This is a genomic window from Kribbella sp. NBC_00482 (genome assembly GCF_036013725.1).
Lineage (GTDB): Bacteria > Actinomycetota > Actinomycetes > Propionibacteriales > Kribbellaceae > Kribbella.
Genome location: NZ_CP107881.1, coordinates 1,153,631 through 1,173,670 on the forward strand (window position 1 = coordinate 1,153,631; position 20,040 = coordinate 1,173,670).

Here is a 20,040-nt window from a genome sequence, read left to right on the forward strand (position 1 = left end):
TCAACCACAGGGCACCTCCGCGATCAAGGTGGTCCCGCCACCCGGTGGACTCTCCACCGTGAGCCATCCGTCGACGCCGGCCACCCGATCGGTCAGCCCGCGCAACCCGGTGCCCTTGGACGGATCGGCGCCACCTTGCCCGTCGTCCCGCACCTCGACCCGTAGAACGTCGCCGGCCCGTCTCACCGTCACCTCCACGTGCGCCGCCTCAGCATGTTTGGCCACGTTGGCCAGCGCCTCTGTCACCACGAAGTACGCGATCGATTCGATCGTCAGCGACGGCCGTACCTGGATGTCGACCCTCAGGTGGACCGGCACCGGTGATCGGACCGCCACCGCCGACAGCGCCGCGTCCAAACCGCGATCGGACAGCACCGGCGGATGGAGTCCTCTGGTCAGGTCGCGGATCTCGGCGATCGCCTGCATCGCCTCCGAATGCGCCTCCTCGATCAACGCGCGCACCGCGGGCTCCTTGTTCCCCAGGCGATTCTTGGCGCGGCCGAGCGTCATCGCCAGCGAGACGAGCCGCTGCTGGGCGCCGTCGTGCAGGTCACGCTCCATCCGCCGCCGCTCGGCCTCGACGGAGTCGACCACCTGCTGCCGGCTCGTCACCAGCTGCGTGACGCGCTCCGCCAGGGCACCGCTCTCGGACCGGCCGAGCAACCTCCGCGCGAGCTCCGCGTCCAGGGCCGACGCCAGCCGCATCAGCCAGGGCGACACCACCAGCAGGAACACGGCCGCGACGATCGCCACCATCGCGGCGGACTTGGGCGAGTCGATCACAAAGGGCCCGAGCTGGGCCTGCGAGGCGGCGAACCGGTCGTAGTACAGCGGCAACGCGATCAGCACCGGAGGCACCGACCACGCGGCCGGGATCAGCACCAGCCAAACGATTGCCAGCGGCAACAGCAGCAGGTAGTACAGGAACTGCTGCCACATCCCGCGGTCGGTCACCGCAAGCCTCGCATCGGCGACCCGTGATCCGGCCGGCAGCGGCGGGATCAGCGGCGGGATGACCTGCCCGCGCGTGATCCGGGCCCGCGCTCGCTCCCATCCGGCCACCCGGTACACGAACCGGTTCGCGCCGACGCTCAGCGGAATCCCGACGTACCCGAGCGGCCAAGCCAGCAAGGCGACCAGGACCGTGGCCAGCACCAGCAGGCCGGACGTGAGCACCACGACCGCGTCACCCAGGATGTGGATGGTTGCCAACCACAAGTACGGCGACCGCCACAGTCGCCAGGGCGTCCGGGGAACCGGATTCGCAGCAACCGTCATCCGGACCACCTCCCCGTGTCAGCGCCTGCTTGCCGTCACAACTTACGTCGTCGGCCCGAGCCGGCGGCATGAGGACAGCCCACGGGCCCGACCGGGGGTTATCCCCACCCCTGTTCGTGGGCTGGCCGGACTGTGCCGCGCGGCCGTCGCCGGGATGCTCGAAGCCATGACGACGACAGCGATCCCCGGCGATCTCGGCCGGGACATGGACGGGAGACTCGGTGACGCGATCGACGACCGGGTAGCCGATGCGCTCGACGACTACATCGCCGAGGGCCGGCTGGACGGCAGGATCCGCGCCCGCCGCTCCCCCGGAGGCCTGGCCGCGCTCGTTGCCGCCGGGGTTGCGGCAGTGCTGCTTCCTTGGTGCCTGATTCTCGCGGCCACGCTGCCGAGCACCTACCAGGCCGGCCACTGGAAGCTCACGTGGATCGGTCTCGACTGCGGTACCGCGATCGCCGCCGGACTCACGGCGTACCTGCTGCACACCCGCAACAGGTACGCCGCTCTGACCGCGATGGCTGCCGGGACGCTGCTGACGGCCGACGCCTGGTTCGACGTGAGTACGGCGGCGGCCGGGCTCGATCGCACCCTCTCGGTGACCGAGGCGCTCCTCCTGGAGCTGCCGCTGGCCGTGTGCGCCTTCGTGGTCGCCGCCCGCGAACTCCGCCGGGCCTAGCCGATCAGCTCGAGCACAGGACCCTCGTGCAGCGCTCGGTAGACCTTGTCGCGCAAGGCATTCGCCTCCGCGTCGATGAGCGTGCGATCCACCGGCCGCAGGACCAGTCTGACCAGGAGGTTCCGTTGACCGGGAGTCATCTGGAGACGCTCACGAGCCCCCGTCGGCAAGTCGTCGTACGACGTTTCGCCCAGCACCTCCAGCGACTCCGCGGCATCGGCGTCCGGCCCGAGCGCGGCGCGCACCTTGTCACCGAGTACCTCCGCCGACACGTCTGCGGACTCGTCGACCACGACGGACAGGTCGCGACGTACCGGCGGCATCGACGAGACGGCCTTGTACGGCGCGAGATCCAGCATCTGCCCCGCCACCCGCGGGTCCGTCGAGCGGAGCAGGCGGATGTCACGGATCCCCTTGCGGAGCATGAGCAGCCGATCCAGGCCGGGCCCCATCGCGAGGCCGGTCCAGCTGTCGTCCAGACCGGCCATGCGCAGGACGTGCGGCGCGGCGACCCCGCATTCACCGATCTCGATCCACTGATCGTCCAGCAGGACATCGATCTGCCGGCCGTGGATCGTGTACGGGTGGACCGCCGGCACGGTGCGGTAGGTCTGACCAGGTAGGACGGTGTCGACCAGACGGGCGATCATGTCCTCCAGCTCCGGTTCGCCCAGGGTCACGTTGCGGCTGACCCGCCACAGGTCGAGCTGATGCGGCGTACCGGTGTGCTGCCAGTCGACCGAGTCCCGGCGGTAACAGATACCGGCGCAGATCATCAGCACATCGGACGACTCCGACCCGGCCAGCTCACGAAGCGCGGGCGGGATCATCGCCGACGTGTGACTTCGCAACACCTCGGTCTCGGACACGTAGCGCGTGTAGCGAGCCTCCCGAGTCACCGCGCCGGCGGCGTACCCGAGGTTGTCGTAGTTGTCGGCCATCGGTACGACGGGATGGTCGCGACGGGTCCAGATCTCGGTGTACGGCCAGGCCGCGTCGAGCGCCGTACGGATCGAATCGACGACGAGCTGGACGGCGTGCGAACCCTGGGCCGGATCGGTGAGGTCGCGCAGCGCGAGGGCAGAGTGCAGTTCTTCAACAGTGAGGACAGACATGGGTTTCTCTCCAGGATGACGGTCTCGACGGGGGGTCCACCCCGGTCGGCCGCGGTCACCTCAGGAGAGAGCGCAGCAGCAGCTCACCCCGTCGGCACCGTCGTGCCGGCCGGGGCGCAGAAATCGCCGCCCGTACTGCGTCATGCGGTCCACTGTACCGTCCGGCCAGCACCCTCCGCCGCGAAATTCGGTCCGCAGCGGAACCAGCGAGTGCGACGATGGGCCGCATGCGATGGATCGACACCCTGGAAGGCGCGGCCGCCGAGAAGCTGCCGGAGGCCGTGCACCGCTACTTCCGGCAGGGCTCGGCCGGTGGAGTCAGCGTCGGTGAAGCGACCTCGGCCTGGTCGGCGTACCGGTTCCGGCCGCACGTGCTGAACGACGTGTCCACGGTCGACCTGAGCACGACGGTGCTCGGCACGCCCGTCGACGCGCCGATCCTGGTCGCGCCCTCGACGATGCAGCGGCTGGCCGACCCGGACGGCGAGCTCGCGATGGCGCGCGGCGTCAGCGCAGCGAAGTCGGTGCTCGGCGTCTCCAGCAACGCCGGTACGACGTTCGCCGAGCTCGGGGCGACCGGTGTTCCATGGTGGCTGCAGATCTACGTCGTGCGGAACCGGGAGATCACCGTCCGGATGCTCGACGCCGCCGTCGAGGCCGGGGCGCGGGCAGTCGTGCTCACCGTCGACACCCCGGTCGTCGGGCGGAAGGAGGACGACGGCGAGACCGTCTGGGACGTGGCGCAACCCGGACAGTTCCTGGCCAACCTGCCTGACGGCGACTGGACCGACGACGACCTCGACAAGGCCGACGACCTGAACCCCGACGTGATCGGCTGGCTCGCGCAACGCACCGGACTGCCGGTGGTGGTGAAGGGCGTCCTCCGCGGCGACGACGCCAAGCGCTGCGCGGACGCGGGCGCCGCCGGCATCATCGTCTCGAACCACGGCGGCCGTCAGCTCGACGGTTCGATCCCCACCGCACGGGCGCTGCCCGAGGTCGCCGAGGCCGTCGCCGGAAGCAACCTCGAGGTGTACGTCGACGGCGGCATCCGCCGCGGCGAGCACGTCCTGGCCGCGCTGGCCCTCGGCGCCCGCGCGGTGTTCGTCGGCCGTCCCGCCCTGTGGTCCCTGACCGTCGGCTCGTCCGAGGGCGTCACCCGGCTGCTGACCGACCTCGGCACCGAACTCGACCACACCCTGCGGCTGGTCGGCGTCTCCACGCCGTCGTCGCTGACACCCGACCTCATCACGAACTGAACCACCTGGGGAGCCATGAGCTTGCGGATCGTTGGCCTGAACGCGTTCCTGCCGGGATTCCGGCTCGTGCACGAGTTCGCCGAACGGAACGGTCACGAACTGGTGCTGGTCGCGACGCTGCCGGACACCAGCAGGTACGGCGCCGCCGACCCGATGGTCGCGGGTCTGCCGGACGACCTGAACGTGCTGATCACCCGCAAGCTCCGGACCGTCGCCGCGCCGGTGATCGCCGCCCTCCGGCCGGACGTGATCATCTCCGCCGCGTTCCCGCGCCTGATCCCGGACGAGATCCTCGAGATCCCGAAGTACGGCGCGATCAACTGTCACCCGTCGCCGCTGCCGGCCGGGCGCGGGCCGACGCCGCAGCGGCTGATCTACGAAGGTGACGAGCGGGTCGGGGCGACGGTGCACCGGACCGCGGCGGAGTTCGACACCGGCGCGATCCTCGCCCAGCGGATCGCACCGCTACCCGACGACCTGAACGGCTCCGGCCTCATGCAGTCCTGGCGGACGCTGCTCAGCGAATGCCTGGACGAGGCCGTTCCCAAGCTCGTCGCCGGAGACCCCGGTCAGCCGCAGGACCCGGCGAACGCCTCCGACGCACCGTTCTTCACCGAGGACGAACGACTTCTCGACCTCACCGAGCCGTCCCGGGCGATCCGCCGCAAGGCCGCCGCCCTCAACGTCACCGCGCCCACCGCCCAGGTCGAACTCAACGGCACCACCCACCTCATCACCCGAACCGACCCGGCCACCACCGACGACACCGCCGCTCCAGGCACCATCCTCGAGAAACACCCCGACGGCTGGACCATCCAAACCGCAGACCACCCCCTCCGCCTGACCCGCGGTTGATCCGACGCCCCTCGACCGATGTACGCGAGCAGCCGAGGTTGTCCGGCGCTTGTGACCGATCGGTGGGTGGTGGTTTACGGAACAAAACTGCCGGCCGGTGACGAAAATGTTCCGGACAGCGTGCGTTTGGGGTCGGGCGCCAAGGACAGCAGGACCGTACGTCGCGGCGGGGCGTCCGGTTCGCTGGTCGCGTGCGACCACGACCACCCACGGATCAGTCACAAGGACCGGTTATCCCCTGGCGTGCAGGGTTCTCCCCTCGCATATCAGTAGAGAACCCACAACGCGAGGGGCTAACCGACTCTCCTGTCCGATATGTGGGTGATGATCGGCCCGATCCGGGGTCGTGCGACAGGTAATCGTGGGTCGGCACCTGCTATTGCCTGTCCCCAGTCACCAGCACCTGTCCCCACCCCCCACCATCGCCCCGGCCGTCGCCCGCCCAACCGTCGCCCCGCCGGTCGGCCGCCGCCCGTTGAGCAGACGGCGGGTTATCCCCTCGCGTGGTGGGTTCTCTACTGCTACATGAAGGTAGAACCCTGCACACGAGGGGATAACCCCGGCTGTGCTGACAGCGCGTGGGCGGCCTCGAAGGGCGGGCCGGTCCGGCTGCCGCGCGGAACGCCCGCCGTGTCCGGGATCGCGTCGAGTACTGCGTTTGGTTGGCCCTCGGAACGTCGAGTCGTGGATCGAGCCTGCATTTGGCCGGGGTCGACACGCCCAAATCCACGACTCGAGGAACGTGCGCGACGGCGCTCGAGAGGTCGACCGACCAGTCCAACCCACCCACACAGGCATCACAAGAGCCGGACAACGCCGTCGTCTACTCGACGGGCGGTAGCTCACCAGCGGGGCGACGGCGGGGAGTGGCTGGGGAGTGGGCACAACAGCCGAATAGCCCGCCTCGGTCACCGGAGACAGCAAGCCCCCGGGACCAGTTCAGGTCCCGGGGGCTTGCTGATGATGAAGAGGTGAGGCTCAGGCCTCGACCGACTCCTCGGTGAGGTTGCGGCTCAGGTTGGGGTCAACCTGGACGCCCGGCCCCATCGTGGTCGAGAAGACCGTCTTCTTGATGTAGCGGCCCTTCGAGCTGGCCGGCTTCAACCGGAGGATCTCCTCGAGCGCGGCGCTGTAGTTCTCCACCAACTGGGCCTCGTCGAACGAGACCTTGCCGATGATGAAGTGCAGGTTCGCGTGCCGGTCGACCCGGAACTCGATCTTGCCGCCCTTGATGTCGTTCACGGCCTTGACCACGTCCGGGGTCACCGTGCCGGTCTTCGGGTTCGGCATCAGACCACGCGGGCCGAGCACGCGACCGAGGCGGCCGACCTTGCCCATCAGGTCAGGAGTCGCGACGACGGCGTCGAAGTCGAGCCAGCCGTCGGTCACCTTCTTGATCATGTCGTCGTCACCGACGAAGTCGGCGCCGGCGGCCTTCGCGGCCTCGGCCTTCTCACCGGTGGCGAAGACGAGGACCCGTGCCGTCTTGCCGGTACCGTGCGGAAGGTTGACGGTGCCGCGCACCATCTGGTCGGCCTTACGGGGGTCGACCCCGAGGCGCATTGCGACGTCGATCGTGGAGTTGAACTTCTTGCCCGTCGCGCCCTGCTTGGCCAGCTTGATGGCCTCGAGCGGGGTGTACAGGTGGTCGAAGTCGATCTGCTCCGCGATGGCGCGATATGACTTACTGCGCTGTGCCATGACTGGTTCCTCTCTGGGGTGTGGTCTCCGGGCGGCGCTTCGCCCTGCCACTACTACGTGTGTGAAGTGGTACTGATCAGCCGTCGACGGTGACGCCCATGGAGCGCGCCGTACCCTCGATGATCTTCATCGCCGCGTCGATGTCGCGGGCGTTCAGATCCGGCATCTTGGTGGTGGCGATCTCGCGGACCTGGTCCTTGGTGATCTTGCCGACCTTGTCGCGCTGCGGGACGGCCGAGCCCTTCTGCAGGCCGGCGGCCTTCTTGATCATCTCCGGCGCCGGCGGCGTCTTGGTGATGAAGGTGAAGGAACGGTCCTCGTAGATCGTGATCTCGACCGGCACCACGTTGCCACGCATGGATTCCGTCTGGGCGTTGTACGCCTTGCAGAACTCCATGATGTTGACGCCGTGCGGGCCGAGCGCGGTACCGACCGGCGGTGCCGGCGTCGCGGCGCCGGCCTGGAGCTGCACCTTGACCAGGGCAGCGATCTTCTTACTCTTGGGAGGCATTCTGTCGGGTCCTTAGACTTTCTGGATCTGGTTGAAGCTGAGTTCCACCGGGGTCTCCCGGCCGAAGATCTCAACCAGGGCCTTGATCCGCTGGGCCTCGGCGTTGATCTCCGTGACTGTGGCGTGCAGGGTCGCGAACGGCCCGTCGACCACCATGACCGAGTCACCGACACCGAAGTCGGCAACCTCGACCTTCTTCTTCGCCGCGGTCTTGGCGGGTGCGGCGCCGGCTTCGGCTGCCGCCGCCTCGGCTGCCGCCACGACAGCCGGAGCGAGCATCTTCTCGACCTCTTCGAGGCTGAGCGGGACCGGCTTCTGGCTGTTCCCGACGAAGCCGGTCACCGACGGCGTGTGCCGCACGGTCGACCAGGACTCGTCGGTGAGGTCCATCCGGACCAGCACGTAACCGGGGAGGACGGTGCGCTTGACCATCCGGCGCTGACCGTTCTTGATCTCGGCGACCTCTTCGGTCGGCACGATGATCTCGAAGATGTAGTCCTCCATGTTCAGGGAGTTGATCCGGTTCTCGAGGTTGCCCTTGACCCGGTTCTCCATCCCTGAGTACGTGTGCACGACGTACCAGTCGCCGATCTGCGAACGCAGCCGGCTGCGCAGCTCCTCGAGCGGGTCACCCGGCTCTTCGGGCTCCGCTTCCTCGGCCTCTGCCTCGTCGTCCGCGTCGTCGTCGGACTCGTCGTCACCGGACTCGTCGCCGCTGGAGAAGACCACCTCGTCGGCCGCGGCAGGCGCCTCGGCGGTGGTCAGCGGCGCGGTCTCGGCGGTCTCGTCGGCCAGTTCCTCGGCGGCGTCCTCGACGTCGTCCTCGGTCACGACCTCGGCGGCCTCGGACTCGTCGGCCGCCGGGACCACCACTACCGGCTCGTCGTCGGACGTGTCGGCGTCCGCCCGCGGCGTCTCCGCCTCGTCGTCGGCGGAGTACTCGTCGTCGTCCACATCGTCCTCGTCCTCGCCGGCGGCGGCGGCGTCGTCGAGTCCCGCGAACGGGTCGTCGTCGTCATCGTCGTCGTCAGCGAACAGATCGTCATCGGTGGCGTTCTCGTCGAAGTCGAGCTCGAGGTCGGCGTCGGATACGTCGAACTCGTCCTCTTGGTCGAGGACCTCGTCGTCGCGCTCGGACACGTCGTACTCCGTCATCTGTGGATCGGGTCTTGTTCTGCTTCGGGTCGGGTCAGGAGCCCGGGACCTACGGTGGGGATCGTGGTGGGCGGCCTCAGCCGAAGATCTTGAACATCGCCCAGCCGAAGGCGAGGTCGAGGACCGAGACGATCGCGATGACGAACACCACGAAGGTCAGGACGACCACGAAGTAGGTGGAGAGCTGCTTGCGGGTCGGCCAGACGACCTTGCGGAGCTCGGCGACCACCTGGCGGTAGAAGCGCAGCAGGCCCCTGCCCTGCTTGCCTTCCGCAGGCTTGCCGGCGCCGGACGGTGCCGGGGTGCGCGTCTCCGTCACGACCTACCTCTTTCGCTAGCGGCGGCCTGACCGGCCCTGCGCCGGTCAGGATTTGCAGGGCACGAGGGACTTGAACCCCCAACCTTCGGTTTTGGAGACCGATGCTCTGCCAGTTGAGCTAGTGCCCTCTGCAATCCATCCGGACGCCGCGTCGGCCCTGATCTCGGGCATGCCGGATCAGGGCCACCAACGCCCGGACCTAGAGAAGTGTACGGGGTTCGAGCCACCTGGTCGAACTCAGCCTCTCGGCGTCAGTCCGGCCCGACCCTGCCCGCCACGACCCCTGGTTGGGCGCCGCACCGCGGTCAGAACCATACAGCCTCCAGTTCGTCCCAACGGACAGTCCCCCCGGCGCGTTCCCGGCCCACCCGGTGAAACCCGGGAGCACCGCCGTACGGCGTGGTGCCAGGATGGGTCGCATGGGTTCCAGGATCTCGGCGCGGATCGGCGCCATCAGTGAATCGGCGACGCTGGCGGTCGACGCCAAGGCAAAGGCGCTCAAGGCGGCCGGGCGCCCGGTGATCGGGTTCGGCGCGGGTGAGCCGGACTTCCCGACGCCGGACTACATCGTCGAGGCGGCCGTCGCGGCGGCTCGGGATCCGAAGAACCACCGGTACAGCCCGGCGGGCGGTCTGCCGGAGCTCAAGCAGGCGATCGCCGACAAGACGAAGCGGGACTCCGGCTACGAGATCGAGGCCTCCCAGGTCCTGGTCACGAACGGCGGCAAGCACGCGGTCTACAACGCGTTCGCGACGCTGCTCGACCCGGGCGACGAGGTGCTGCTGCCGGCGCCGTACTGGACGACGTACCCGGAGACGATCCGGCTGGCCGGCGGCGTACCGGTCGAGGTGCTCGCCGACGAGTCGCAGAACTACTGCGTCACCGTCGAACAACTGGAGGCGGCCCGGACCTCGAAGACCAAGGCTCTCCTGTTCTGTTCACCGTCGAACCCGACGGGCGCGGTCGACAGCCCGGAAGCGATCGAGGTGATCGGCCGGTGGGCGCTCGAGCACGACCTGTGGGTGATCACGGACGAGATCTACGAGCACCTGACGTACGGCGACGTACGGGCGACCTCGCTCCCGGTCGCCGTACCGGAACTGGCCGACAAGACGGTCGTACTGAACGGTGTCGCCAAGACGTACGCGATGACCGGCTGGCGTGTCGGCTGGATGATCGGGCCGAAGGACGTCGTCAAGGCCGCGACGAACCTGCAGTCGCACCAGACCTCGAACGTCTGCAACATCGCCCAGCGGGCCGCGCTCGCCGCGGTGTCCGGCGACCTGAGCGCGGTCGACGAGATGAAGGTCGCGTTCGACCGGCGCCGTCGGACCATGGTCCGGATGCTCAACGAGATCCCCGGTGTCGAGTGCCCGGAGCCGACCGGCGCGTTCTACGCGTACCCGTCGGTCAAGGGCGTGTTCGGCAGGGAGATCAACGGGCGTACGCCGACCACGTCCGCCGAGCTGGCCGATCTGATCCTCGACGAGGTCGAGGTGGCGGTCGTGCCGGGCGAGGCGTTCGGAGCGCCCGGGTACCTGCGGCTGTCGTACGCGCTCGGCGACGACGACCTGGCCGAGGGCCTCGGCCGGATCACCAAGTTGCTGAGCTGATTTCGCGGGGCGGGTAGGGGATCGGTAACCTTCGGTAATGACGCAGCGGGATCTGCGGGTGCTGCCGAAAACACACCTGCATCTGCACTTCTCCGGGTCGATGCGGCACCTGACGCTGGTCGAGCTGGCCGACAAGCACGGCGTACGGCTGCCGGACGCGCTGCGGACCGATTGGCCGCCGGAGCTGTCGGCGGCCGACGAGCGCGGCTGGTTCCGGTTCCAGCGGCTGTACGACATCGCGCGCTCGGTGCTGCGCACGGAGGACGACGTACGGCGTCTGGTCCGTGAGGCGGCCGAGGACGACCGGGCGGACGGCTCGCGCTGGCTGGAGATCCAGGTGGACCCGTCCGGGTACGCGAACCGCTTCCACGGGATCACCGAGTTCACCGACCTGGTGCTGGACGCCGCCCGCGACGCGTCGGCGTCGACGGGGATCGCCGTCCAGGTCATCATCGCCGCCAACCGGACCCGGCATCCGCTCGACGCCCGGACCCTGGCGCGGCTCGCATCGCAGTACGTCGGACGTGGCGTGGTCGGGTTCGGACTGTCGAACGACGAGCGGCGCGGTACGACGTCCGAGTTCGAACCGGCCTTCCGGATCGCCCGCCACGCCGGGCTGCTCGCAGCGCCGCACGGCGGTGAACTGTGCGGTCCGGCGACTGTGCGCACCTGTCTGGACGAGCTGGGCGCGGGCCGCATCGGCCACGGCGTCCGTTCCGTCGAGGACCCCGACCTCCTGAAGCGCGTCGTCGACGCGCAGATCGCGCTGGAGGTCTGCCCCGCGTCCAACGTCTCTCTCGGCGTCTACCGGCGCCCCGAGGACGTCCCTCTCCGCAAGCTCTACGAGGCAGGCGCCCGGATCGCCCTCGGCGCCGACGACCCCCTGCTCTTCGGCTCCCGTCTCGCCGAGCAGTACGAGACCGCCCGCACCGTCCACGGCTTCACCGACCCCGAGCTGGCCGACCTCGCCCGCAGCTCGGTCCTGGCCTCCACCGCCCCGCCCGAGACCCAGAAGGCCCTCCTCACCGAAATCGACGAATGGCTGGGAACCCCCGTCACAGTCCCGGCCTGACCTACCTGGCCCGCCACGGCCAAACCGAATGGAACGTGGCTGGCCGCCGGCAAGGCCGTCTCGACTCGCCCCTGACTCCACTCGGCCTCGAACAGGCCCACCGGAACGCCCTCCTGCTGGCCGGCGAGGACATCGACGCCGTGTTCGCCAGCCCGCTCGGGCGAGCGCGGCGTACGGCCTCGATCATCGCGTCGGAGCTCGGTCTGACCGTCCAGGTCGTCGACGACCTGGCCGAGATCGACCACGGGTCGTGGTCGGGGCTCGGGCCGGTCGAGATCGATGCGCGGTGGCCGGGGCAGCGGGAGGTGCGGGAGCGGGCGAAGGACACCTTTCGGTTTCCGGAGGGTGAGAGCTACGCGGACGGCGAGGTGCGCGCCGGACGGGTGCTGGAGGAGATCGGGCGGAGCGGCGTACGGCGGCCTTTGCTGGTGTCGCACGAGATGATCGGGCGGATGCTGCTGCGAGGGCTCGGCGTACCTGATGCGCTCGGTACGCGGCAGCCGTCCGATGTGGTCTACCGCGTGCGCGCGGGTGGTGTCGTGGAGCGGTTGGCGAGTTCCGGATAAGTGCTGGTTGCGTTCCGGTTCAGGTCATTGTCCGGGGGTCGGCGCGGGCCTAACTTTGCGTGCATGACGCCGACGAAGATCCTGTTGCCAGAGGAAGAGCTGCCGACCCGTTGGTACAACGTGCTGCACGACCTGCCGACACCTCCGCCGCCGGTGCTGCATCCGGGCACAGGGCAACCGATCGGGCCGGACGATCTGACGCCACTGTTCCCGATGGACCTGATCCTGCAAGAGGTCTCACAGGAGCAGTACGTCGACATTCCCGGTGACGTGCTCGACGTCTACCGGCTGTGGCGGCCGAGTCCGCTGTATCGCGCGCATCGGCTGGAGAAGGCGCTCGATACGCCGGCCCGGATCTACTACAAGTACGAGGGCGTCTCGCCGGCGGGATCACACAAGCCGAACACGGCGGTCCCCCAGGCGTACTACAACGCGAAGTCCGGCGTCCGGAAGCTCACCACCGAGACCGGCGCCGGCCAGTGGGGTACGGCGCTCGCGTTCGCCTGCGCGCAGTACGGACTGGAGTGCGAGGTCTGGCAGGTGCGGGCGTCATACGACCAGAAGCCGTACCGGCGGATGATGATGCAGGTGTTCGGGGCGACCGTGCACCCGAGCCCGTCCGACCTGACCGCGGCCGGGCGAAAGTTCCTCGCCGGCGACCCGGACTCCACCGGCTCGCTCGGGATCGCGATCAGCGAGGCGGTCGAGGCCGCCGTGCAGGATCCCGAGGTGCACTATGCGCTCGGGTCGGTGCTCAACCACGTGCTGCTGCACCAGACGATCATCGGCGAGGAGGCGCTGATGCAGCTCGCGATGGTCGGCGAGACCCCTGACCTGATCGTCGGCTGCACCGGCGGCGGGTCGAACTTCGGCGGCCTGGCGTTCCCGTTCCTGCGGGAGAGATGGGCCGGCCGGATGTCGCCGGTCGTGCGTGCGGTCGAGCCGGCTGCCTGCCCGTCACTCACCCAGGGCACGTACGCGTACGACTTCGGCGACACGATCGGGATGACGCCGTTGATGAAGATGCACACGCTGGGCCACGACTTCATCCCCGACCCGATCCACGCCGGCGGCCTGCGGTACCACGGGATGAGCCCGCTGATCAGCCACCTCTACGAGACCGGCGAGATCGAGGCCGTCGCGAAACCACAGTCCGAGTGCTTCGCCGCCGGGGTCCAGTTCGCGCGGACCGAAGGCATCGTCCCCGCGCCTGAGCCCACCCATGCTCTGGCGGCCGCCGTCGAGGAAGCCCAACGCTGCAAGGAATCCGGCGAGGAGAAGGTCATCCTCACCGCCCTCTGCGGCCACGGTCATCTCGACCTTGCCGCGTACGACGCCTACCTGTCCAACGCCATCGTCGACCGCAGCTGGGAGGACGCCGACATCCAGTCAGCAGTAGCCGAAGCCCTGACCCACCTGCCCGCGATCGGCTGACAGGTCAGCGGCCGCCGCGCTTCCACCAGGGCTTGGGCCGCTTCGCCACCGCGGTGAGCCAGTCCTCCGGGATGGCCCACCCGCGGGAGGCCAGCGCGTCGAAGTACTGCATCTTCAGGCTGTCCGGCAGCCAGTACGTGGCCTTGTGGCCGCCGGACGCCTCGAAGTACGTCGTCCGTTGGCGAGGGCTCCACACCGTTGCCTGGTTCGAGCTGTAGGCGAGACGCACGTAGTCCCAGCGCGCCTGCTCGTCGTCCATGTCGAAGGGGCGCTCGACCACGCGCCCCTTTCCCTGCGGCTCTTGCTCGAGCTCGTCGATCAGCTTCTGCACGACGAGGCGATCGTCGGTGAGCTCCGCCGGCAACTGCAGTCCGACCGGATCCAGCACCACCGCACCCAACCGCGGCCGCGCCACCTCCAGGAACACCTCGAGCAGCGCGAACCCTTCCTCCGCCCGTCCGAACCGCTCCAACTCGGCGTGCAACGTCGTCACGGCTTCCTCGGGCATCCCACAACTTTAGAGCGCCAACGGTGAGGGGCTGCCCCTATCTGCCCCGGGATGCCCCGGCGTCCTCACGCTCAGCAACCGTCTCTCCGCGCCGAAATCACCGCCGATGCGCCGCCGCGGACCGTCCGCGGCGGCCGGGAACCCCTTTTTCCACAGGGATTCGGGGCAGATCGGGGCAGCATGGGGCAGATCGTCCACAAGGCCCGATTTACCCGTCGCAGAGGGTGTGCAGCGCCTTACAGTTACCGCCATGTCAGGGCCGAACGAGTTTCTCCGCGAGGCGCGGGAGCGCACCCCATCCCGGCGCGCGCCGGGTGAACACATGTCCCGGAGCGAGCTGGCCGACACCATCTGCGCGTGGCTCTGGGACACGACCGAGATCAAGTACGAGCTCGACGGCCACTACATCGCCAAGCTGGAACGCGGCGCGGTCCGCTGGCCCGGCGCGGCGTACCGCTCCGGTCTGCGCCACGTGCTCGGTGTTGCCTCCGACAACGATCTCGGCTTCTTCCCACCCGCCGGCCTCGCCCTGACCGAGCCGGAGCTGACGCCGCCGGCGTCGATGGCCGGCCACGACGACGACCTGGTGAACGCGGGCGACGAGTCCATCGGACTGCTGTCGTTCGCCGAGGAGTCGAACGTCGGCGAGCTCACCGTCGAACAGTTGCACGCCGACATCGAGCGGATCGCGCAGTCCTACCTGCGGACGCCGATCCGGCCGTTGTTCGCGAAGAGCCGCGCGATCCGGGACCGCGCCTTTGGGCTGCTGGCCGGCAACCAGTCGCCGCGCCAGTCCCGTGACCTGTACGCGGCCGCCGGCTGGGCGATCACGCTGCTCGCCTGGATGTCGACCGATCTCGGCCGGCCGGACATCGCCGAAGGCCATACCCGGACGGCGTGGGCCTGCGCCGAGGCCGCGGACCACGACGTGCTGCGGGGCTGGATCCGCGCCACGCAGCACACCGCCGCGTTCTGGCAGGAGGACTTCGCCCGCGCGGCGGCGTGCGCCGAGGACGGCCTGCGGTACAACGCCGGCACGGCCAGACTCTTCCTCGCCAGCGCGGCCTCCGTCGACCTCGCCCGCGTCGGACGCACGGACAGGGCCCGCGACCTCCTCGACGTCGCCCGAACGCTCGCTGTCCGGCCGGCCGATTCCGAACCAGGCGGCGTCCTGCTCTGTACGCCGGAACGCGCCGAAGGACTGTGGGCGGACACGCACCTGGCGTTCGGCGACGTACAACGCACCGCGGATCACGCCGACCACAGCATCGCCCTGTTCGAGGCCGTCCCGTACGCGCTCCGGAACGCCGGCTCCGAACGGATGGCCCGCCTGCAACAGGCGAAGGCGCGACTGCTCCTCGGACATCTCGACGGTGCGATCGAGGCGGTCGACCCGGTGCTGGAGCTCCAGCCCGAGTACCGCGTCCGCCCGTTGATCCAGCGCCTCGCGGAGGTCGCCGCCCTGACAGCGCCGTACGCGCGAAGCCCGAAGGGCCGGATGCTGCGGGACCGGATCGCCGAGTTCACCCAGCAACCGGGACTCCCTGGCCGCCTGACGACCCCGAACCGACGACGCGTGATCGAGGAGCACACATGATCAGGGAAGTCCGCGATCACTGGTACTGGCGCCCCAACTGGCGTCCCGGGCGGTCGTTCTACACGTGGCACGTCGTCTTCCCGAACGACGCCGTGCTGACCGACGTGCACGCGGCGTACCAGCGGCTGGTCGGTTCGCTGCCCGGGATCACGCCGGTGCCGGTCCAATGGCTGCACCTCACGCTGCAGGGCATCGGGTTCGCCGACAAGGTCCCGCAGTCGGACCTCGACCCGATCATCGACGCGGCGCAACGCCGGCTCGAGTACTTCCGGCCGTTCGAGATCAAGCTCGGCCCCGCGGTCGTCGACGTCGAAAGCCTGCAGCTGCCGGTCTCCCCCGTCGACCGCCTGCGCCGTCTGCGCGCCCAGCTCCGCGCCGCGATCACCGACGTCTGGGGCAGCGACTCCGTGCCCGCCCTGCCCGAGCTCGACCCGCACATCTCACTCGGCTACTGGAACCAGCCCGCGCCCGCCGAGCCGCTCCACCAACGCGTCAACGCCCTGGCCGGCGGCATCGCCAGAACCGAGATCAGCCGCGTCAGCCTCATCAACCTGAACCGCGACCACAACCAGTACGAGTGGACCCCCTACGCCAGCCTCCGACTCGGAGCCCGACCGAGCGGAGCGAACTCGTGAACGCGGCCACCGATCTTGCAGCGGCATCGATCGTTCGTGCCCTCCTGGACTTCCGCACCTTGTGGACAACTCACGATCTCGTGACGACCAGCGGGGTCACCGCACCGTCCGTACGCCGAGTGATCGACCAGCTTCAGCAGGAACAACTGGTAGAACGCCACGCCCCGGGCGTCTTCGCCGTACCGAGCTGGCTCGCCCTGCTCCGTCGCTGGAACGAGGACTTCCAGTTCAGCCGCAATGTTCGGATGACGTACTGGCGAAGCAAGCACGACGTCCGGGCGCTCCTCGACCGCATACCGGGGACGGCGGTCCGGCATGCGCTCAGCGGCACCCTGGCCGCCCAGCACTGGGCGCCGGACACCCCGGTCGGGCCAACGGTGATCTACACACCGGATGCCCAGGCGGCCGCCCGGCTCTGGGAGCTGGTGCCGGCCAAGGGCAAGTCGATCATCCTGGCCGAGCCCACGACCGATCTCGCGTATACCCGTGCCCGAAAGCTCGACACCGGCCTTCGTCTGGCGGCACCCGCCCAGGTCGTGTCAGACCTCCTGACGGGCGCTGCCAAGTCTCCTGCAGCCGCTGATCCTCTGACGCACTGGATGTTGCACCACGAACTCGAGTGGCGTTACTGAGTCGACGAGTAGGCGCGGATGGAGACCACGTGGGCTCGTGGGGCGCCGTTGGTGCGTCTTGTCGTGAGACGGAGGTGGGTGGCTCGGGTCTGCACGTGGTGGTGCTGGGTGCGGTGGTGGTTGTCGGTGACCTGGGCGACTGTCTGCCACGGACCGTCGCCGTTGCGGACCTCCACGTCGTAGGCGGCTACGAGAGTGGGCAGGGACTCGAACGGCGTCCGGTGGTGGTGGAGATTGATGAGGTCCTCCTGGACGTCCGCGTCCAGGACGACGACGATCTCGGAGAGTTCGACCGACTCGGGCCAGGTGAGTTCGAGCCAGGGCTCGGAGTCCCAGGCCAGGTCTTCGGACGACCAGAGATTCGGGCCGCCGTACGGGCGGGCGTAGCCGCCGATGACCTTCTCTGGCGCGTACGCCGCGGTCTCGCCGAGGCGGATGCACAGGCCGCCGCGGGGCAGGACGTGTTTCCAGGCGCGGAACTGCTCCGTCCACTGCTCGTCGGGCGATGGGTCGCGCTGGACGAAGTGAACCGTTCCGGGGAGTCCCGTCGCAGCGGTGTGCACAGAGATGTGCGGTGTGCTTCGCAGTACGACGAACGCGTTGGAGGGAGCGGACGGGTGCCAGGCCAACGGGATGTGGACCCAGCGCTTCTCGCCGGCCGGTACGTCGACTGTGCAGGAGTCGATGAGCTTGGCCGGGAGGTAGTTCTGCGCCTTGACCGGGTCATGGAGCTCGACGGTCAGGGAGCCTCCGGTCGAGTCGACGAGCAGCTCGAATCCGTCGAGAGCCGGGTCGACCGGGATGACCATTCCGAGGTCGGTGGTCAGCGGCAGCGTTCCGGACGAGACCTCGAGCGCCGGCCGGGTCAGGGTGGAGGACGCGGTCACGGTCGCCGACAGTGCAACGTTTTCCGGATCGTCGTCGATGACGCCGAGGACCGACGAGTCGGCGCGGGTCAGCGCGTGCTTCAGCAGGCCGAACCGGTCGTGCGCCAGCTCGCGCGGCGTCAATCCGTTGCGCAGGGCAACAGCTGCGCCGACGCCGGCCGCTTCACCGAGCAGCGCACAGGTCGCCATCACCCGCGTCGTACCGAACGCGACATGGCTGGCACTGATGTTCCGTCCGGCCATCCACAGATTCCGGACGTTCCGTGAGTACAGGGAACGCAGCGGAATGTGGTAGTTGCCGTCAGGGTGCCAGTGCTTCGATCCGCGCTCGGCCGAGTACACGCCACCGGGCGGGTGCAGGTCGATCGACCAGCCGCCGAACGCGACGCGGTCGTCGAAGTCGGTCTGGTCGAGGACATCGTGCTGCGTCAGCACGTGGTCGCCGAGGAAACGCCGGTACTCACGTTTTCCGGGTACCGACCCGATCCACTCCAGGGTCAGGTTGTCCGCGTCGAACCGCCCGGAGTTCTTGATGTAGTCCCAGATCCCGTACACCACGGCCTGCAACTCGTCGCGGATCGCCTCGTTGTCGTCGACGACGTCCAGCTCACCGCCCCACTCGATCCACCAGAACGCGCACCCGTTCAGATCGGTCCGGATCACGCGGCGGTCCGGAATCGCGGTTTCCGTGACGTCCTTGGCGAAGGACGGCGGCACGAACCGCACCGGTTCCCCGGCGTCCTTGCTGTAGAAGAGGATCGTACTGCCGAGCGTGTTCGAGTCCGGTACGTCGGGCGCCCACGACTCGTCGTACTCCGAGCGCGGCTCCCGGCCGGTCCGGTACTCCGCACCCGCGAGGACGCCGACCAGACCGTCGCCCGAGCAGTCCACGAACACCGGGCTGACGAACCGGATCTCCTTCTCGGACCCCATCTGCCACCCGGTCACCGACCGGATCTCACCGTCCGCGGCCTCCACGGACCGGACGTCGGTGTTCAGGTACAGCGTGATCCGCGGCTCGGCGCGGACCGCCTCCAGCAGCACGAGGTCCCAGTAGTACGGGTTTCCGAGCGGATTCCGGAACTGGTTCTCGACGAACAGCTCACCCATGATGCCGGTCTCGCGGGCGAAGCTCTGGACGCCGTGCGCGGTCGCCCCGCACACCCACACCCTGACCTCACTGGACGAGTTGCCGCCGAGCACCGGCCGGTTCTGCACCAGCGCCACGGTGCTCCCCTGCCGCGCGGCGCCGATCGCCGCGCAGATCCCGGCGAGCCCGCCGCCGACGACGGTCAGATCGGACTGGACCTCGAGCTGCTGCATGCATGGACCTTTCAGGTATCTCGTTGAACGACGGGCTGCCCCGGCCCGTTCGGATGATGTGCGGTCAGGTGATCGGGCACCCGCTGTGCGACCAGGACGAACAACAGGCCGGCCGTCAGTACGTCGCTCGCGCGGCCGGCGAAGAACTCGGTCCAGTTCGCGCCGTTCGGCGTACCGGTGTCGAGAGTGACGTCGGCGAGCCGGCCGATCGGCGCGTCCGGCATCCCGGTGATCGCGACGGCGAGCGCGCCCTGCTCGCGGGCACGCTTGATGAAGTCGAGCGTGGTCTGATCAGTGCCGGAACGTGTGACCGTCAACGCGACATCACCCTCGCCGAGCAGGCCGGCGCCGATCTGCGAGGACTGCGGACCGTCGAAGAAGCCCACCGGAATGCCGATCCGCAGCAGCCGGATGTACAGCTCGCGGGCCGGGATCGCGTCGCCCCACTCGCCGTAGATGTGGGTCCGCCGGGCGCCGGCGATCGCGTCCGCGACCCGGGTGGCTGCGGTCAGATCGATCGCGGCCAGCGCGTTCCGCAACGCGTTCGCCTGCGTCGACGCGAGCACGTTCAGCACCTGTTCGGGCGGATCCGCCGGGCCGATCGCCATGCCGATGTCACTGGCCCAACCGGCCTCCAGCCCGCGGCCGACCTCCATCGCCAGCGCGGCCCGCAGCGCCGGATACCCGGCGTACCCGAGGTGGGTCGACAGCCGCGTGACCGTCGCGGCCGAGGTCTGCGCGGCCTCGGCCAGCTTGGTGATCGAACCGCGCGCGACCTCGTCCGGGTTCGCCAGGATGTGATCGGCGACCCGCTGCATCGCACCGTTCAGCTCGGGCAGGGCCCGCTTGACCAGCTGCAACGGACTAGGACTGCCGGCTCGTTCCATCGAGGAATCCATTC

General features: G+C 69.0%; 19 protein-coding genes and 1 tRNA gene. 10 read left to right on the forward strand and 10 right to left on the reverse strand.

Going from position 1 to position 20,040, the window contains the following annotated elements:
* Window positions 1-1,278 carry a sensor histidine kinase gene (locus OHB24_RS05840; RefSeq protein ID WP_327637904.1) on the reverse strand — a complete coding sequence of 426 codons (1,278 nt, stop codon included), beginning with the start codon at window positions 1,276-1,278 and terminating at the stop codon, window positions 1-3.
* A gap of 166 nt (window positions 1,279-1,444) precedes the next feature.
* On the opposite strand from OHB24_RS05840, the gene OHB24_RS05845 reads away from it, so the two are divergent.
* Window positions 1,445-1,957, forward strand: coding sequence for a hypothetical protein (locus OHB24_RS05845; protein WP_327637905.1), 513 nt, complete (start codon window positions 1,445-1,447; stop codon window positions 1,955-1,957).
* Here the strand turns inward: OHB24_RS05845 and srmL are convergent.
* Window positions 1,954-3,072 carry a PheS-related mystery ligase SrmL gene (gene srmL / locus OHB24_RS05850; RefSeq protein ID WP_327637906.1) on the reverse strand — a complete coding sequence of 373 codons (1,119 nt, stop codon included), beginning with the start codon at window positions 3,070-3,072 and terminating at the stop codon, window positions 1,954-1,956. The two genes, OHB24_RS05845 and srmL, sit on opposite strands and share 4 nt — an antisense overlap.
* Window positions 3,073-3,299: 227 nt before the next feature.
* Here srmL and OHB24_RS05855 point away from each other — a divergent pair, with 227 nt between their 5' ends.
* Window positions 3,300-4,331 carry an alpha-hydroxy acid oxidase gene (locus OHB24_RS05855; RefSeq protein ID WP_327637907.1) on the forward strand — a complete coding sequence of 344 codons (1,032 nt, stop codon included), beginning with the start codon at window positions 3,300-3,302 and terminating at the stop codon, window positions 4,329-4,331.
* 15 nt (window positions 4,332-4,346) lie between these two features.
* Window positions 4,347-5,186 carry a methionyl-tRNA formyltransferase gene (locus tag OHB24_RS05860; RefSeq protein ID WP_327637908.1) on the forward strand — a complete coding sequence of 280 codons (840 nt, stop codon included), beginning with the start codon at window positions 4,347-4,349 and terminating at the stop codon, window positions 5,184-5,186.
* Between the two features lie 978 nt (window positions 5,187-6,164).
* Here OHB24_RS05860 and rplA read toward each other — a convergent pair.
* The 5 genes from rplA to OHB24_RS05885 form a co-directional block, all read right to left on the reverse strand.
* Complete coding sequence (rplA, locus tag OHB24_RS05865) at window positions 6,165-6,887, reverse strand: 50S ribosomal protein L1 (RefSeq protein WP_327637909.1); 723 nt, start codon at window positions 6,885-6,887, stop codon at window positions 6,165-6,167.
* A gap of 76 nt (window positions 6,888-6,963) precedes the next feature.
* The gene (rplK, locus tag OHB24_RS05870; RefSeq protein ID WP_130384683.1) at window positions 6,964-7,398 is read right to left on the reverse strand and encodes a 50S ribosomal protein L11; all 435 of its coding nucleotides are present in this window, start codon (window positions 7,396-7,398) and stop codon (window positions 6,964-6,966) included.
* A gap of 12 nt (window positions 7,399-7,410) precedes the next feature.
* Complete coding sequence (gene nusG / locus OHB24_RS05875; protein ID WP_442913985.1) at window positions 7,411-8,271, reverse strand: transcription termination/antitermination protein NusG; 861 nt, start codon at window positions 8,269-8,271, stop codon at window positions 7,411-7,413.
* Window positions 8,272-8,629: 358 nt separating this feature from the next.
* Entirely contained in the window at window positions 8,630-8,872 is a 243-nt protein-coding gene (gene secE, locus OHB24_RS05880; protein WP_130384685.1) for a preprotein translocase subunit SecE, read from the reverse strand.
* 55 nt (window positions 8,873-8,927) lie between these two features.
* A tRNA-Trp gene (locus OHB24_RS05885) sits at window positions 8,928-9,000 on the reverse strand.
* 291 nt (window positions 9,001-9,291) lie between these two features.
* Here OHB24_RS05885 and OHB24_RS05890 point away from each other — a divergent pair.
* From OHB24_RS05890 to OHB24_RS05905, 4 genes are all read left to right on the forward strand, one after another.
* Window positions 9,292-10,485, forward strand: a complete 1,194-nt coding sequence (locus tag OHB24_RS05890) for a pyridoxal phosphate-dependent aminotransferase (RefSeq protein WP_327637910.1) — start codon at window positions 9,292-9,294, stop codon at window positions 10,483-10,485.
* 37 nt (window positions 10,486-10,522) lie between these two features.
* Complete coding sequence (locus OHB24_RS05895; RefSeq protein WP_327637911.1) at window positions 10,523-11,557, forward strand: adenosine deaminase; 1,035 nt, start codon at window positions 10,523-10,525, stop codon at window positions 11,555-11,557.
* Entirely contained in the window at window positions 11,524-12,123 is a 600-nt protein-coding gene (locus OHB24_RS05900; protein ID WP_327637913.1) for a histidine phosphatase family protein, read from the forward strand. Before OHB24_RS05895 ends, OHB24_RS05900 begins: the two co-directional genes overlap by 34 nt.
* A 63-nt stretch (window positions 12,124-12,186) precedes the next feature.
* Window positions 12,187-13,557 (forward strand): TrpB-like pyridoxal phosphate-dependent enzyme, encoded by a 1,371-nt coding sequence (locus tag OHB24_RS05905; protein ID WP_327637914.1) that lies wholly within the window; start codon window positions 12,187-12,189, stop codon window positions 13,555-13,557.
* Window positions 13,558-13,561: 4 nt separating this feature from the next.
* On the opposite strand, the gene OHB24_RS05910 is transcribed toward OHB24_RS05905, so the two are convergent.
* Window positions 13,562-14,065: a hypothetical protein gene (locus OHB24_RS05910; RefSeq protein WP_327637915.1), complete on the reverse strand. Its 504-nt coding sequence runs from the start codon at window positions 14,063-14,065 to the stop codon at window positions 13,562-13,564.
* A 250-nt stretch (window positions 14,066-14,315) separates the two neighbouring features.
* Between OHB24_RS05910 and OHB24_RS05915 the strand changes: the two genes are divergently transcribed.
* From OHB24_RS05915 to OHB24_RS05925, 3 genes are read left to right on the forward strand one after another with little or no spacing between them, the layout of a single operon-like run.
* The gene (locus OHB24_RS05915) at window positions 14,316-15,662 is read left to right on the forward strand and encodes a hypothetical protein (RefSeq protein ID WP_327637916.1); all 1,347 of its coding nucleotides are present in this window, start codon (window positions 14,316-14,318) and stop codon (window positions 15,660-15,662) included.
* Window positions 15,659-16,297, forward strand: a complete 639-nt coding sequence (locus OHB24_RS05920) for a 2'-5' RNA ligase family protein (RefSeq protein ID WP_327637917.1) — start codon at window positions 15,659-15,661, stop codon at window positions 16,295-16,297. The genes OHB24_RS05915 and OHB24_RS05920 overlap by 4 nt, the downstream gene beginning before the upstream one ends.
* Window positions 16,294-16,929: a hypothetical protein gene (locus OHB24_RS05925; RefSeq protein ID WP_327637918.1), complete on the forward strand. Its 636-nt coding sequence runs from the start codon at window positions 16,294-16,296 to the stop codon at window positions 16,927-16,929. Before OHB24_RS05920 ends, OHB24_RS05925 begins: the two co-directional genes overlap by 4 nt.
* Here OHB24_RS05925 and OHB24_RS05930 read toward each other — a convergent pair.
* Both OHB24_RS05930 and OHB24_RS05935 read right to left on the reverse strand, forming a co-directional pair.
* Window positions 16,923-19,139 (reverse strand): FAD-dependent oxidoreductase, encoded by a 2,217-nt coding sequence (locus OHB24_RS05930; RefSeq protein ID WP_327637919.1) that lies wholly within the window; start codon window positions 19,137-19,139, stop codon window positions 16,923-16,925. The two genes, OHB24_RS05925 and OHB24_RS05930, sit on opposite strands and share 7 nt — an antisense overlap.
* An 11-nt stretch (window positions 19,140-19,150) precedes the next feature.
* On the reverse strand, window positions 19,151-20,026 hold the full coding sequence (locus OHB24_RS05935) for a MurR/RpiR family transcriptional regulator (protein WP_327637920.1): 876 nt from the start codon (window positions 20,024-20,026) through the stop codon (window positions 19,151-19,153).
* Window positions 20,027-20,040 lie beyond the last annotated feature (14 nt).

Bases quoted from the DNA above. Each gene is read 5' to 3' on its own strand.
- OHB24_RS05840 (WP_327637904.1), bottom strand. From the start codon at position 1,278: ATGACGGTTGCTGCGAATCCGGTTCCCCGGACGCCCTGGCGACTGTGG.
- OHB24_RS05845 (WP_327637905.1), top strand. From the start codon at position 1,445: ATGACGACGACAGCGATCCCCGGCGATCTCGGCCGGGACATGGACGGG.
- srmL (WP_327637906.1), bottom strand. From the start codon at position 3,072: ATGTCTGTCCTCACTGTTGAAGAACTGCACTCTGCCCTCGCGCTGCGC.
- OHB24_RS05855 (WP_327637907.1), top strand. From the start codon at position 3,300: ATGCGATGGATCGACACCCTGGAAGGCGCGGCCGCCGAGAAGCTGCCG.
- OHB24_RS05860 (WP_327637908.1), top strand. From the start codon at position 4,347: ATGAGCTTGCGGATCGTTGGCCTGAACGCGTTCCTGCCGGGATTCCGG.
- rplA (WP_327637909.1), bottom strand. From the start codon at position 6,887: ATGGCACAGCGCAGTAAGTCATATCGCGCCATCGCGGAGCAGATCGAC.
- rplK (WP_130384683.1), bottom strand. From the start codon at position 7,398: ATGCCTCCCAAGAGTAAGAAGATCGCTGCCCTGGTCAAGGTGCAGCTC.
- OHB24_RS05890 (WP_327637910.1), top strand. From the start codon at position 9,292: ATGGGTTCCAGGATCTCGGCGCGGATCGGCGCCATCAGTGAATCGGCG.
- OHB24_RS05895 (WP_327637911.1), top strand. From the start codon at position 10,523: ATGACGCAGCGGGATCTGCGGGTGCTGCCGAAAACACACCTGCATCTG.
- OHB24_RS05900 (WP_327637913.1), top strand. From the start codon at position 11,524: ATGGCTGGGAACCCCCGTCACAGTCCCGGCCTGACCTACCTGGCCCGC.
- OHB24_RS05905 (WP_327637914.1), top strand. From the start codon at position 12,187: ATGACGCCGACGAAGATCCTGTTGCCAGAGGAAGAGCTGCCGACCCGT.
- OHB24_RS05910 (WP_327637915.1), bottom strand. From the start codon at position 14,065: ATGCCCGAGGAAGCCGTGACGACGTTGCACGCCGAGTTGGAGCGGTTC.
- OHB24_RS05915 (WP_327637916.1), top strand. From the start codon at position 14,316: ATGTCAGGGCCGAACGAGTTTCTCCGCGAGGCGCGGGAGCGCACCCCA.
- OHB24_RS05920 (WP_327637917.1), top strand. From the start codon at position 15,659: ATGATCAGGGAAGTCCGCGATCACTGGTACTGGCGCCCCAACTGGCGT.
- OHB24_RS05930 (WP_327637919.1), bottom strand. From the start codon at position 19,139: ATGCAGCAGCTCGAGGTCCAGTCCGATCTGACCGTCGTCGGCGGCGGG.
- OHB24_RS05935 (WP_327637920.1), bottom strand. From the start codon at position 20,026: ATGGAACGAGCCGGCAGTCCTAGTCCGTTGCAGCTGGTCAAGCGGGCC.